This is a genomic window from Serratia sp. S4, assembly GCF_000347995.1.
Lineage (GTDB): Bacteria > Pseudomonadota > Gammaproteobacteria > Enterobacterales > Enterobacteriaceae > Serratia > Serratia quinivorans.
Genome location: NZ_KB661120.1, coordinates 3853965 through 3866448, shown reverse-complemented (window position 1 = coordinate 3866448; position 12484 = coordinate 3853965). Strand labels below are relative to the sequence as shown.

Here is a 12484-nt window from a genome sequence, read left to right as displayed (position 1 = left end):
ATAACAGAACAATCTCGGCAGTGGAGCAATCTGTCATGACGCTGGCCATTTTTGCCGCCTTCTGGGCAGTTTCGATTCTGTTTGTCATCACGCCGGGCATGGATTGGGCATACGTAATATCGGCGGGTATACGCGGCAGGGTGGTAGTACCGGCAGTCGCCGGATTACTGTTTGGGCATCTGCTGGCGATTGTGGTAGTGGCGGCCGGTGTCGGCGTGTTGGTTGCCGGTAACCCGCTGATCCTGACGGGGCTTACCGTCGTGGGTGCAACCTACCTGCTGTGGATAGGTATCAATCTGTTGCTGAATCCTCCGGTCCCCAGTTCCGCCGAGAAACAGAGCTCAGATTCATGGATGCGCTGGGCAGGCAAAGGAATTTGCATCAGTGGCATGAATCCAAAGGTTTTTTTGTTATTTCTGGCCCTGTTGCCGCAATTCACCGATCCACATGCCCTGTGGTCGATTCCGATGCAGATCCTGGCACTCGGCCTGCTGCATCTGGTCAGTTGTGGGCTGGTTTATCTGCTGGTGGGTTATGGTTCGCAGTCAGTATTACAGACGCGCCCGCAGGCGGCCCGGGTTGTCAGCCGTATTTCCGGTATCGCGATGACCCTCATCGCCGTTGTCTTGTTAGCCGAGCAGGCGCTTAAATGAGGGCGAATATTTAGAATGATTCGACAGTGATAGCTGGATGGCAAATGGCCGGCATGGTACAACGATACGCTTGAACCCCGGTTAATACCGGGGGGAGTAATAAGTTAAAAAATATCCCACCACAGGAACCGCAATGCCTGCCAGTCAAACCTCTAGGAGCACTCTCTGATGCTGGAGATGTTATTACAGTGGTACCGTCGTCGTTTTACCGATCCGCAGGCCATCGCGCTGTTGGTGATCCTGGTTGTCGGCTTCCTCATCCTCTATTTTCTGCATGGCATTCTGACCCCACTGTTGGTGGCGATAGTGCTGGCGTACCTGCTGGAGTGGCCGACCGCACGCCTGCAACGTATCGGTTGTTCGCGTAACTGGGCGGCGAGCATGGTGATGATCATGTTTGCCGGCATCGCAATGCTGCTGGTGTTTGTGGTGGCGCCGACCGCGTGGCAGCAGGGCATTAACCTGATGACCGATCTGCCGGGGATGCTCAATCAGTTCTATAACTTTGCCGCGACGCTGCCGAAGCGTTATCCGGCGCTGGTGGATGCCGGCATCATCGATATGATGGCGGAAAACCTGCGTGGACGTCTGTCGGGCATGGGCGAGTCGGTAGTGAAATTCTCACTGGCTTCTCTGGTCGGGCTGCTGACCCTGGCGATTTACCTGATCCTGGTGCCGATGATGATGTTCTTCCTGCTGAAGGACAAAGAGCAAATGCTCAACGCGGTACGCCGTGTGTTGCCGCGTAATCGTGGGCTGGCCGGACAGGTATGGATCGAGATGAATCAGCAGATCACCAACTATATTCGCGGCAAGGTGCTGGAGATGGTGATCGTCGGCGTCGCGACCTATCTGGTGTTCGTGGTGCTGGATATGCGCTATTCGCTGCTGCTGGCGGTGTTGGTCGGTTTCTCGGTGCTGATCCCCTATATCGGTGCGGTGCTGGTGACCATTCCGGTGGTGGTAGTGGCGATGTTCCAGTGGGGTGTCGGTGCCGACTTCTGGACGCTGATCGTCGCCTATCTGGTGGTGCAGGGGCTGGATGGGAATCTGCTGGTGCCGATTCTGTTCTCTGAGGCGGTTAACCTGCATCCGCTGGTGATCATTTTGTCGGTGATTATTTTCGGCGGATTATGGGGTTTCTGGGGCGTGTTCTTCGCTATCCCGCTGGCGACCCTGGTGAAGGCGGTGATCCACGCCTGGCCGGACGAACTGCGGGTGGAAACGGAAGCGGAATAAACGGGAAAAACGAAGCGCAGCAGGATCAGGTTGCTGCGCTTCGGTTCAATTATTGCTGCAGATAGCTCAGAACGATGTCGTGATGATTGGTGGTCTTGAAATCATCAAACACTTTTTCAACCTTGCCTTTGCCGTCGAGCAGGAAGCTGATGCGGTGAATACCATCATAGGTTTTGCCCATAAAGGTTTTCTCACCCCAAACGCCGAACTGCTGCGCTACCTGATGATCCTCATCAGATAACAACGTGAAGTTTAACAACTCTTTCTCGGCAAAACGCGACAGCTTCTCTGGTTTATCCGTGCTGATGCCCAGAACTTCGACACCTGCTTTTTTCAGTTCATCCATGTTATCCCGCAAACCGCAGGCCTGTACGGTACAGCCCGGCGTCATCGCCTTGGGATAAAAATAAACCAGTACTCGTTGTCCCTGGAAGTCGGCCAGATTAATTTCCTCACCGTCCTGGTCAGGCAAACTAAAGTTTGGCGCTGTGTCACCGGCTTTCAATGGGGTCATCACTACTCTCCATCTTTCTCATCATGCTGTGGATAGTTCACAACGCTAATACTGCCTTGTGCTTTCAATTCTGTACATAGGCGATGAAAGGCTTGCTCAATATTTGATGCATCGGCGTTGCCAGGGCTGTGTGCGGTGATCTGGATATGAAGCTGGGGCGGCAGGTCGCTTTCTGCCGGTTGGGTGCGCGACACCAGCTCGGCAATGTTCATCTGGCTGGAGTGGAACAGATCGGTAAAACGCTCAATGATGTGCGGGGAGTCCTTGACCTCAACCTGCACCCACACCGTAGCCGGCATCGGCGGCCTCTCGTGCGAGTTGGTGCGCTTCATCACAATCAGCAGTTCCAGCTCCGCCCCTTTTTGCGGCAGGGTAGATTCAATCAGGGTTATGGCGTTCCAGCTACCGGAAAGCAGCATGATGAACGTGAACTCCTCACCCAGCATGGCCAGACGGCTATCTTCGATATTGCATCCGCAACTGCTGACGTGGCGGGTGATGGCATTGACGATCCCGGGGCGGTCGGTACCGAGCGCGGTAATCACGAGATAGTGTTCATCTGGCTTAGGCAAAATGGGGCTTCCTGTCGTGCACAATGGGGTTACCATGGTAAACATAAAAAAAACCGCCTGCCAAGCGCTTACAACACCGTTGTTTGCTTGCTTTTGGATAGGCAGCAAAAGTACCATGAGTGACTTGTTTGTGGAGGGGACGGCCAATGTTTACGGGAAGTATAGTTGCACTGGTTACGCCGATGGACGACACAGGTGCTGTCGATCGCGCGAGCCTAAAAAAATTGATTGATTATCATGTAGCCAGTGGAACTGCGGCCATCGTTTCCGTAGGGACTACCGGCGAGTCTGCAACGCTTGCCCATGACGAGCACGTTGACGTGGTATTGCAGACGCTGGAACTGGCTGCAGGCCGTATTCCGGTGATCGCCGGTACCGGCGCCAACGCCACCGCCGAAGCCATTTCGCTGACCCAGCGCTTCGAAAATAGCGGCGTAGTGGGTTGCCTGACTGTCACGCCTTACTACAATAAACCGACTCAGGAAGGGCTGTATCAGCACTTCAAGGCCATTGCCGAAAGCACCGCACTGCCACAAATCCTCTATAACGTGCCTTCTCGCACCGGGTGTGACATGCTGCCGCCGACGATTGCGCGCCTGGCAAAAATCAAGAATATTGTTGCTGTTAAAGAGGCAACAGGGAACTTAAGTCGTGTAAGTCAGATCCAAGTGCTGGTTGATGATGAAGATTTCATTTTGCTGAGCGGCGATGACGCCAGCGGTCTGGATTTCATGCAACTGGGTGGCAAGGGCGTGATTTCCGTGACGGCCAACGTGGCCGCACGTGAAATGGCGCAACTTTGCGCGCTGGCAGCACAGGGCAACTTTGCTGAGGCACGCCGCTTAAATCAACGCTTGATGCCGTTGCATCAGGATTTGTTTGTAGAAGCAAACCCAATTCCGGTGAAATGGGCCTGTAAGGCATTGGGATTGATGGCAACCGATACGATGCGTCTGCCTATGACGCCGTTGACCGACGCTGCCCGTCCGGTAGTGGAACGCGCGTTGAAAAGCGCCGGTTTGCTGTAACTCTAAGGGAAATTTGATGGTTTATTCATTGCAAAAGTCGACGGTAGCAAAAGTCGTGGGTATTTCGCTGGTTATGATGCTGGTCGGTTGTACCACCGACCAACGCTACAAACGCCAGGTTAGCGGCGATGAGTCTTACCTCGACGCGTCGGTGCTCAAGCCACTGAACGCACCCGCAGGTATGATCCTGCCGGTGCAAAGCGGTAATTATGATGTTCCGGCCACCACGCTGAAAGGCGGCGTCGGCAAGCAACTGGATATTCGTCCGCCGGTACAGCCACTGGCATTGCTGAGCGGTTCACGCGCGCAATATGCCGGCGACAGCGGTACGTTGCTGCTTGAAAACAGCCCGCAGAACCAGAACCTGTGGTCTCGCGTTACCAGCATGCTGCAAACGAAAAACATTGCGATAGCCTCACGTCAGGACGCTACTCAGACCCTGACTACCGACTGGGTGAAGTGGAACCGTCTGGATGAAGACAACCAGTACGAAGGCCGCTACCAGATCAGCGTACAGCAGCAGGGTTACCAGCAGGCGCTGGTGGTGAAAACCGTCGGCCTGCAGCAGCAGGGCAAAACCGATCAGGTGACCGACCCGTCCGAAGTGCAGCGCTACAACGGCATGATGATGAACACCATCGTCGAAGGCCTGGACAAGCAGGACAACCTGGCGAGCAACCAGTCTGCCAACCGTTTCGGCGCGCTGGACGTGCAGAGCGGCGCGGATGATACCGGCCTGCCGATGTTGGTCGTGCGTGGTCCGTACACCGTGGTGTGGGATCGCCTGCCGGCGGCGTTGGAAAAACTGGGGATGAAAGTGGGTGACCGCAGCCGTCCGCAGGGTACCGTCGCCGTGACCTACAAATCCCTGAGCAGCAGCGACTGGGATGCGTTGGGCGTCAAGGATCCTGAACTGAAAGAAGGCGATTACAAACTGCAGGTCGGTGACTTGAACAACCGTTCCAGCCTGCAATTTATCGATCCTAAAGGGAAGCCATTAACCCAGTCGCAAAACGACGGCTTGGTTGCGGCATTCCAGTCAGCATTCAGTAAAACCAGCGTTAAATAACGGAAAAGGGGCTACGGCCCCTTTTTTCTTTGTTCAATACGGTATCGTTTGCGTCACGGATTTGGCACAATAGACCCCATCATCCTTGAAGCGTTTTTAAATAATTCTTTTATTGGAGTAAGTCAGATGCAAAAGCTAGCTGAGCTGTATCGCGGAAAGGCAAAAACCGTCTACACCACTGAAAATCCTGATCTGCTGGTGTTGGAATTCCGCAACGATACGTCAGCACTGGATGGTCAGCGCATTGAGCAATTTGATCGCAAGGGTATGGTGAACAACAAGTTCAACCATTTCATCATGAGCAAACTGGAAGAAGCCGGCATCCCGACGCAAATGGAACGCCTGCTGTCAGACAACGAAGTTCTGGTGAAGAAGTTGGACATGGTGCCGGTAGAGTGCGTGATCCGCAACCGTGCTGCCGGTTCACTGGTGAAGCGTTTGGGCATTGAAGAAGGCCTGGTACTGAATCCACCGCTGTTTGACCTGTTCCTGAAAAACGATGAAATGCACGATCCCATGGTCAACGAATCCTACTGCGAAACCTTTGGTTGGGTGAACAAACAGCACCTGGCACGCATGCGTGAGCTGAGCTACCAGGCGAACGACGTGCTGAGCAAGCTGTTTGACGACGCAGGCCTGATCCTGGTCGACTTCAAGCTGGAGTTCGGCTTGTTCAACGGCGAAGTGGTGCTGGGCGATGAATTCTCGCCGGATGGCAGCCGCCTGTGGGACAAAAACACCCTGGACAAGATGGACAAGGACCGCTTCCGTCAGAGCCTGGGTGGCCTGATAGAAGCCTACGAAGAAGTGGCTCGCCGCATCGGCGTCAAACTCGACTAAGCCCTTTCCCGCTATACGGGGCCGTTTGGCCCCGTCATTTCCCTGACTTTCCCCGCCGTCTGTTCCTTCTGTCTACATTTCCAGAAAAATTCTACATTTCCTTTGCCGCTGAGCATTTATAATGATCTAAGTAACATGACAAAAACCTAATCTGGAGTTTACTTATGCGTTGGCAAGGGCGTCGGGAAAGTGACAATGTTGAGGATCGTCGCGGGCAGTCTTCAGGTCTGGGTGGCGGCGGTGGCGGTTTCCGCGTGCCTCGCGGCAAAGGCGGTATCGCCATTCTGGTGGTGGTATTGGTGGCCGGCTATTACGGCATCGATCTTTCACCGCTGTTGAACGGCGGGGACGTTAGCCCGCAAACACAGCAACAAAGCGCCAGCATCAGTCCAAAAGACGATGAGCTGGCCAAGTTTACCTCGGTGGTGCTGGCCTCTACCGAAGATAACTGGAAAGAAGTTTTCCAGCGCATGGGTAAAACCTATCAGCCACCCAAATTGGTGATGTATCGCGGCGTAACGCGTACCAGCTGCGGCACCGGTCAGGCGGCGATGGGGCCATTCTATTGTCCGGGCGACAAAACGGTGTATATCGACCTGTCGTTCTATCAGGATATGAAAACCAAACTGGGTGCCGGCGGTGACTTCGCCCAGGCCTATGTGGTGGCGCACGAGGTGGGCCATCATGTGCAGAACCTGTTGGGCATTGAGCCTAAAGTGCGTCAAATGCAGCAGGGTGCCAGCCAGGCAGAAGTGAATCGTCTGTCGGTGAAAATGGAACTGCAGGCGGACTGCTTTGCCGGCGTGTGGGGCAAATATGCCGAGAAGCAGCAAATGTTGGAAGAGGGCGACCTGCAGGCGGCATTGAACGCTGCGCAGGCGATCGGCGACGATCGTTTGCAGCAACAAGGGCAGGGGCGCGTGGTACCGGACAGCTTCACCCACGGGACCTCACAGCAGCGCTACACCTGGTTTAAACAGGGCTTCGACAGCGGTGACCCTAACACCTGCAATACCTTCGCATCCCGTTAACATGCATGCCGGAGCCTGACTCCGGCATTATGTTGTTGACAAAGTGGGGAAAAAGCGTGGTTTTTCCCCACTTTGTGGCTATCAGCCGAAAATCAATAAATTGATTTTCCTGGGTTTTTAGTTTGTGAATACTGACATTCCAACTTTCCGTTGGGGGTGTCAGCGGTCTGGGCACTTTTTTAGCTCTGGGTCTGGATACTGATGTTACAGGCAATGCAACAACTTATGCAGCAGCAGGGCATCAGACGCCTGCTGGTGCTCAGTGGCGAGCCGCAATGGTGTCGCCAGCAAGCGCACCGGCTGGCGACAACCCTGCCGGGTGACTGGCCGTGGGTGGGGGAAAACCCGCCCAGCGGCATGCAGTCGCTGGCCAGTGGTGCGGTACGGACATTGCTGGGGCAGGAACGATTACATGCCGTGTATGACGCGACCGATGGTTTGGATGTTGAAGCGCTGGCCGCGCTGGCCGGTACGCTGCGAGCCGGCAGTTGGTTGTTGCTGTTAACCCCACCCTGGCAGTCCTGGCACCAACAGCCGGATAGCGACAGCCTGCGCTGGAGCGATTGCCCACAGCCGATCACTACCCCAAACTTCATTCACCATCTGCAGCAACACTTGGTGGCGGACAGCGAAGTCACGCTCTGGCGACAGGATGAGCCGCTGACGTTGGCACCTTTGCCGGTCCGCCCGCAGTGGCAAGCGCCGAATGGCCAACCGACTTTCGAGCAGCAAGCGTTGTTGACGCAATTACTCGGCGCTGAGCCAGGCGTTTGGGTGCTGACCGCCGCCCGTGGGCGCGGCAAGTCAACGCTGGCGGGGATGCTGGTGGCCAACACGCCGCTGACCTGCTGGCTCACCGGGCCCAGCCGAGCGGCTACCGAGGTTGCTGGTGAATGGGCGCAGGGCCGTGCGCAATTCTGGGCACCGGACGCGCTGTTGGCCCATTGTCGCGAACATGATGTCAGCGACGTGGGTTGGCTGTTGGTGGACGAGGCGGCGGCGATCCCCGGCCCGTTATTACGGCAGTGGGTTAACCATTTCCCCCGCATTCTGCTGACGACCACGGTACAGGGCTATGAAGGCACTGGCCGGGGTTTCTTGCTCAAGTTTTGCGCCGGGCTGCCTGAGTTTCAGCCGCTGGAGTTGCAGCAGCCCATGCGTTGGGCGCCGGGTGATGCGCTGGAGCGTGTCATCGATAACGCGTTGCTGTTCAACGAACTCCCGCCGTGGCAGGCGACTGATAAGCTCGTCAGTATCACTGGGGCCGAACAAAGGACGCTGTGTGCCGATCCTCAACGATTAATGCGTTTTTACGCCCTGTTGAGCAGCGCCCATTACCGGACTTCACCGCTCGATTTACGGCGGTTGATGGATGCACCGGGTATGCATTTTGGCCTGGCGCAGGTTGAGGATGAGGTCGTCGGCGCGTTGTGGCTGGTAGAAGAAGGCGGGCTGAGTGCCGAACTGGCGCACGAAGTCTGGGCCGGCAGGCGGCGACCGCGTGGCAATCTGGTGGCCCAATCGTTGGCGGCGCACGGTGGCCAGTGGTGGGCACCGACGCTGCGTTCAAGACGCATTACCCGCATTGCGGTATTACCCGCTATGCGTCAGCAGGGCATCGCCCGCAGGCTGATCGAGCAGCAGCGTCAGCAGGCACAAGGGCTGGATTATCTTTCGGTCAGCTTTGGTTACACCGAGCCGCTGTGGCGCTTTTGGCAGTCCTGTGGCTTTGAGCTGGCGCGTATTGGCAGCAAGATCGAAGCCAGCAGCAGTTGCTACAGCGTCATGGCCATTCTGCCCTTGAGCGAGCAGGGTGAGGCGCTGCGTCATGCGGCACACAAGCATCTGGCGCGTGATTGGCGCTGGTTGCAGCCGCGCATCGATCTGCAACTGGAAGTCACCGGTGACGACGGCGACACCCGGCTGGGCGAGGACGACTGGCGTGAACTGGCCGGATTCGCCTTCGCCCATCGGCCGCTGGAGGCCAGCCTGGGGGCGTTACAGCGTTTATTGTTAGCCAGCGCTTTGCCGCTGCCCGCACTGCGGCTGCATCTGCAACAGCAAACGACATCGGCAGGTTGCGTGGAGCTACTTGGTTTCAGCGGCCAGAAAGCCTTGCTGCGTCGCTGGCGACAAGAGACGGGAATGGCGCTTGAACAGCTCGATGCGCAGCATTGCCTGCGCTGGCACGACTGGTCGCAGTCATTGCAATAAATTGAAGATGTTGCTCAATAAAACCCGATTTTCCTGAATTCTCAGCGGCGTATAGTAGCTGGCAGGAACCGGGGCATCTGGCGCCGGGCAGAATTTGATCAACACGAGGAGTCACCGATGAAACATGAGCATTTTGTTGTACAGAGCCCGGCAACCCCGGCTGCGCAGCTGATCCTGCTGTTTCACGGTGTTGGCGATACTCCGGTGGCGATGGGTGAGATTGGCAGCTATTTCGCCAAAGACTTCCCGCAGGCGCAGGTAGTCAGCATTGGTGGCCCTGTTGCCTTCGATACCGGTGGCGGTCGCCAGTGGTTTTCGGTGCAGGGTGTGACCGAAGAAAACCGTGCCGAGCGCATTGCTGAAGTGATGCCGAAGTTTATCGAAACCGTGCGTTACTGGCAGCAACAAAGCGGCGTGAATGATGCCGGTACCGCGCTGGTCGGTTTTTCTCAGGGCTCAATCATGGCGCTGGAAGCCTTGAAGGTGGAACCCCGGCTGGCCGGCCGCATCGTGGCTTTCAGCGGGCGTTTTGCCGGTTTGCCTGATAAAGCGTTCGGTGACAGCGTGGTGCATTTGATCCACGGCGAACAGGATGCGGTAATTAGGGTGCAACATGCCAGGGCGGCGGCTGAGCGGCTGCAGGCTATCGGCGTCGATTTCACGCTGGACGTGGAAGAAGACGTGGGGCACGCCATCAATCAGGGCATGATGAATGATGCCCTGGAACGGTTGCATTACTACGTCCCGCAACGCTACTGGGACGAAGCGATGTTTGGCAAGCGCGGCGATTTGGTGGCCTTTAAATAAACTTCAGGGCGCTTATACCCGTCGCCTTTCAAGTTGCAGCGTTGTTACCTGCACTCGCTCACCCCAGTTACTTACTCGAGTAAGCGCCTGGGGATGAGCGAGCTGGGCGCCTAACTGCAACTTGAAATTCATAGGGTATAATGCGCCCTGATATCATTTTTTCTTCGGCCAGTCGTCGTCGTCGTCCCACTCGGCGTTATTATCGCGGTGCGGAGGCAACTCCGGCTTATCGGCCAGATAGCGTTTGACGTCAACGCGGCGTAGCTCTTTGATCCCACTGATAATCATCCCGACTAAAATCAGCAGGATAATCCACCAATAATCTGCTAACCATTCCATATTCACTCCTTTCCTTCAGGGCGTATAAAACGCGAAAATAGCGATGGCAAATGCTCTTCAAGCCATTGGGCACCGGCGACGTCCTTATTTTTCCAGGCCGCCAGCAGCAGCTCCGGCGTCAGCAGATGCTCGGCTTCAAGCGCCAGCGGACGGTAGCTCAGATGCCAGGGCTCTACCGCCACGCCGTCACCCTCTTCGGTGAACGGCCGGTAAAAGCCAAATTCGGCCATATGTTCCGTCATCCACTGATTGAGTGGATAAAAATAGCCGCCTTGTTGGTATTCCCAGGGCTCCAGCTGCAGTTTTTGCCCGGCAGGCAAGAGTGAAGGATCGTAGACATCCAGATCGCTGCCCCAGTGATGGCGACTGGCGCCCGGCAAGGCCGACCAGCGCAGGATCGCTTCGCAAAGTTCGCCGGTGGACAGCAGCGTGATGTCGATTGGCTGACTGTCCTTATCTAATACTGGGCGCTCGCCGCAGAATTTTCCATTCCAGATCGCCTGTTGCCGGCCAAAATCACGAAATGTGCTGGCGGGCTGCAGATCAAAACCGGCCTCCAGCGCCGCCTGCTGCATGGCGAGGAATGCAGCCACCGCGGCGGGCTGCAGCCGGTGGTTACCGCTCAGTGGTGCCAGATGCTCGGTTGAGCACCCGGTCAACATTTCCGGTGTGATCATGCGACCAATTGCTCCATGATGCGCTGGTACATACGGCTCAGTAGTTGCAAATCGGCCGCGTGTACGCATTCGTTGACCTTATGGATCGTCGCGTTGACTGGCCCCAGCTCAACCACCTGCGCGCCCATCTGGGCGATAAAGCGGCCGTCGGAGGTGCCCCCGGTGGTCAGCAACTGCGGCGTCAGCTCAGAGTAGTGTTCGACGGCGTTAACCACCGCATCCACCAGCGCGCCACGTGCAGTCAGAAACGGCTGGCCCGACAGGCGCCATTCGATGCTGTAGTTCAACTGATGGCGCTCAAGCAGTTCCTCTACGCGCTGTTTGATCGTCGCGTCGGTCGATTCGGTACTAAAGCGGAAGTTGAATTGAACGAACATCTCGCCCGGGATCACGTTGTTGCTGCCGGTACCGGCCTGCACGTTAGCAATCTGCATGCTGGTCGGCGGGAAGAATTCATTGCCGCGATCCCACTCGATCGCCACCAGCTCATTGAGGGCCGGCATGGCGCGGTGCACCGGGTTATCCGCCAGATGTGGATAGGCAACGTGGCCCTGAATGCCGTGAATGTGCAGGTTGGCGGTGATCGAGCCGCGACGCCCGTTCTTCACCACGTCGCCGACGCGTTCGGTACTGGACGGCTCACCGACCAGGCAATAATCCAGGCGCTCATTGCGCGCCATCAGCGCTTCCACCACTTTCACCGTGCCATGGGTCGCGCTGGCTTCTTCATCGGAGGTGATCAGGAATGCCAAACGGCCCTGATGATGCGGATTGGCCGCGACGAAACGTTCGGCCGCCACGACCATTGCCGCCAGCGAGCCTTTCATGTCTGCCGCGCCACGGCCATACAGCATGCCGTCGCGGATAGTCGGCTCAAACGGCGGGTTGTCCCAGCGTTTTTCGTCGCCGGTTGGCACGACGTCGGTGTGGCCGGCAAACGCCAGGGTTTGGCCTTCGCCACGCCAGGCCCAGAAATTCAGGGTATCGCCGAAAGGCATCGGCTCAACGGTAAAACCAATGGCTTCCAGACGTTCAATCATCAGTGCCTGACAGCCTTCATCGTGCGGGCTGAGCGACGGGCGCTTGATCAACTGTTGAGCCAGTTCGATAACCGGGCAAGTCATGCTGCCACCTCGGAAATAAATTGCTGGTAGCCTTCGGCGCTGAAGCCGAGCAGGGCGTGTCCGTTGCCGTCGTCCAGCAGTGGGCGTTTGATGATTGCCGGCTGCGCCAGCATTAGCGCGATGGCGGCATCGGCATTGTTGCAGGCGGTGCGCTGCGCTTCATCCAGCTTGCGCCAGGTGGTACCGCGGGTATTGAGCAGCGGTTCCCAACCGAGACGTTCGACAAAGCCGCGCAGTTGCTGTTCGTCCAGCCCGTCGGCGCGGTAGTCGTGAAATTGGTAAGCCACACCCTGTTCTTCCAGCCAGCGGCGTGCTTTTTTGATGGTGTCACAATTTTTGATGCCGTACATGGTCAACGTCATGGAGTAAGAACCTTC

At 56.7% G+C, this 12484-nt stretch carries 14 protein-coding genes; 8 read left to right on the top strand and 6 right to left on the bottom strand.

Going from position 1 to position 12484, the window contains the following annotated elements; genetic code table 11:
• Positions 1 to 35: 35 nt before the first annotated feature.
• Together SERS4_RS0118740 and SERS4_RS0118735 are read left to right on the top strand one after the other, a co-directional pair.
• Positions 36 to 653, top strand: coding sequence for a LysE family translocator (locus SERS4_RS0118740; RefSeq protein ID WP_012146225.1), 618 nt, complete (start codon positions 36 to 38; stop codon positions 651 to 653).
• A 168-nt stretch (positions 654 to 821) separates the two neighbouring features.
• Positions 822 to 1892 (top strand): AI-2E family transporter, encoded by a 1071-nt coding sequence (locus SERS4_RS0118735; protein ID WP_017893624.1) that lies wholly within the window; start codon positions 822 to 824, stop codon positions 1890 to 1892.
• A gap of 49 nt (positions 1893 to 1941) precedes the next feature.
• Here SERS4_RS0118735 and bcp read toward each other — a convergent pair whose 3' ends face one another.
• Together bcp and SERS4_RS0118725 are read right to left on the bottom strand one after the other, a co-directional pair.
• On the bottom strand, positions 1942 to 2406 hold the full coding sequence (gene bcp, locus SERS4_RS0118730; protein ID WP_012146223.1) for a thioredoxin-dependent thiol peroxidase: 465 nt from the start codon (positions 2404 to 2406) through the stop codon (positions 1942 to 1944).
• A gap of 2 nt (positions 2407 to 2408) precedes the next feature.
• A complete protein-coding gene (locus SERS4_RS0118725) occupies positions 2409 to 3014 on the bottom strand; it encodes a glycine cleavage system transcriptional repressor (protein ID WP_197724626.1) in 606 nt (201 codons plus the stop codon).
• Positions 3015 to 3124: 110 nt separating this feature from the next.
• Here SERS4_RS0118725 and dapA point away from each other — a divergent pair, with 110 nt between their 5' ends.
• The 6 genes from dapA (at position 3125) to ypfH (ending at position 9967) form a co-directional block, all read left to right on the top strand.
• Positions 3125 to 4006: a 4-hydroxy-tetrahydrodipicolinate synthase gene (dapA, locus tag SERS4_RS0118720; RefSeq protein WP_012146221.1), complete on the top strand. Its 882-nt coding sequence runs from the start codon at positions 3125 to 3127 to the stop codon at positions 4004 to 4006.
• Between the two features lie 16 nt (positions 4007 to 4022).
• Complete coding sequence (bamC, locus tag SERS4_RS0118715; RefSeq protein WP_017893621.1) at positions 4023 to 5075, top strand: outer membrane protein assembly factor BamC; 1053 nt, start codon at positions 4023 to 4025, stop codon at positions 5073 to 5075.
• A gap of 126 nt (positions 5076 to 5201) precedes the next feature.
• A complete protein-coding gene (gene purC / locus SERS4_RS0118710; protein WP_012146219.1) occupies positions 5202 to 5915 on the top strand; it encodes a phosphoribosylaminoimidazolesuccinocarboxamide synthase in 714 nt (237 codons plus the stop codon).
• A gap of 164 nt (positions 5916 to 6079) precedes the next feature.
• Positions 6080 to 6946, top strand: a complete 867-nt coding sequence (locus tag SERS4_RS0118705; RefSeq protein ID WP_012146218.1) for a neutral zinc metallopeptidase — start codon at positions 6080 to 6082, stop codon at positions 6944 to 6946.
• A 201-nt stretch (positions 6947 to 7147) separates the two neighbouring features.
• Entirely contained in the window at positions 7148 to 9160 is a 2013-nt protein-coding gene (locus tag SERS4_RS0118700) for a tRNA(Met) cytidine acetyltransferase TmcA (RefSeq protein ID WP_017893620.1), read from the top strand.
• Between the two features lie 117 nt (positions 9161 to 9277).
• A complete protein-coding gene (gene ypfH, locus SERS4_RS0118695; RefSeq protein ID WP_017893619.1) occupies positions 9278 to 9967 on the top strand; it encodes an esterase in 690 nt (229 codons plus the stop codon).
• Positions 9968 to 10120: 153 nt separating this feature from the next.
• Here ypfH and SERS4_RS0118690 read toward each other — a convergent pair whose 3' ends face one another.
• Genes SERS4_RS0118690 through SERS4_RS0118675 form a run of 4 tightly spaced genes read right to left on the bottom strand, consistent with a single transcriptional unit; the run spans position 10121 to position 12469 of the window.
• Positions 10121 to 10306 (bottom strand): YpfN family protein, encoded by a 186-nt coding sequence (locus SERS4_RS0118690; RefSeq protein WP_012146215.1) that lies wholly within the window; start codon positions 10304 to 10306, stop codon positions 10121 to 10123.
• A 2-nt stretch (positions 10307 to 10308) separates the two neighbouring features.
• The gene (locus SERS4_RS0118685) at positions 10309 to 10983 is read right to left on the bottom strand and encodes a M15 family metallopeptidase (RefSeq protein WP_017893618.1); all 675 of its coding nucleotides are present in this window, start codon (positions 10981 to 10983) and stop codon (positions 10309 to 10311) included.
• The gene (gene dapE, locus SERS4_RS0118680; RefSeq protein WP_012146213.1) at positions 10980 to 12107 is read right to left on the bottom strand and encodes a succinyl-diaminopimelate desuccinylase; all 1128 of its coding nucleotides are present in this window, start codon (positions 12105 to 12107) and stop codon (positions 10980 to 10982) included. Before dapE ends, SERS4_RS0118685 begins: the two co-directional genes overlap by 4 nt.
• Positions 12104 to 12469, bottom strand: a complete 366-nt coding sequence (locus SERS4_RS0118675; RefSeq protein ID WP_017893617.1) for an ArsC family reductase — start codon at positions 12467 to 12469, stop codon at positions 12104 to 12106. The genes dapE and SERS4_RS0118675 overlap by 4 nt, the downstream gene beginning before the upstream one ends.
• Positions 12470 to 12484: the final 15 nt, after the last annotated feature.

Excerpts from the sequence above, each read along its gene's own strand:
- SERS4_RS0118740 (WP_012146225.1), top strand. The coding sequence starts at position 36 with ATGACGCTGGCCATTTTTGCCGCCTTCTGGGCAGTTTCGATTCTGTTT.
- SERS4_RS0118735 (WP_017893624.1), top strand. The coding sequence starts at position 822 with ATGCTGGAGATGTTATTACAGTGGTACCGTCGTCGTTTTACCGATCCG.
- bcp (WP_012146223.1), bottom strand. The coding sequence starts at position 2,406 with ATGACCCCATTGAAAGCCGGTGACACAGCGCCAAACTTTAGTTTGCCT.
- SERS4_RS0118725 (WP_197724626.1), bottom strand. The coding sequence starts at position 3,014 with ATGGTAACCCCATTGTGCACGACAGGAAGCCCCATTTTGCCTAAGCCA.
- dapA (WP_012146221.1), top strand. The coding sequence starts at position 3,125 with ATGTTTACGGGAAGTATAGTTGCACTGGTTACGCCGATGGACGACACA.
- bamC (WP_017893621.1), top strand. The coding sequence starts at position 4,023 with ATGGTTTATTCATTGCAAAAGTCGACGGTAGCAAAAGTCGTGGGTATT.
- purC (WP_012146219.1), top strand. The coding sequence starts at position 5,202 with ATGCAAAAGCTAGCTGAGCTGTATCGCGGAAAGGCAAAAACCGTCTAC.
- SERS4_RS0118705 (WP_012146218.1), top strand. The coding sequence starts at position 6,080 with ATGCGTTGGCAAGGGCGTCGGGAAAGTGACAATGTTGAGGATCGTCGC.
- SERS4_RS0118700 (WP_017893620.1), top strand. The coding sequence starts at position 7,148 with ATGTTACAGGCAATGCAACAACTTATGCAGCAGCAGGGCATCAGACGC.
- ypfH (WP_017893619.1), top strand. The coding sequence starts at position 9,278 with ATGAAACATGAGCATTTTGTTGTACAGAGCCCGGCAACCCCGGCTGCG.
- SERS4_RS0118690 (WP_012146215.1), bottom strand. The coding sequence starts at position 10,306 with ATGGAATGGTTAGCAGATTATTGGTGGATTATCCTGCTGATTTTAGTC.
- SERS4_RS0118685 (WP_017893618.1), bottom strand. The coding sequence starts at position 10,983 with ATGATCACACCGGAAATGTTGACCGGGTGCTCAACCGAGCATCTGGCA.
- dapE (WP_012146213.1), bottom strand. The coding sequence starts at position 12,107 with ATGACTTGCCCGGTTATCGAACTGGCTCAACAGTTGATCAAGCGCCCG.
- SERS4_RS0118675 (WP_017893617.1), bottom strand. The coding sequence starts at position 12,469 with ATGACGTTGACCATGTACGGCATCAAAAATTGTGACACCATCAAAAAA.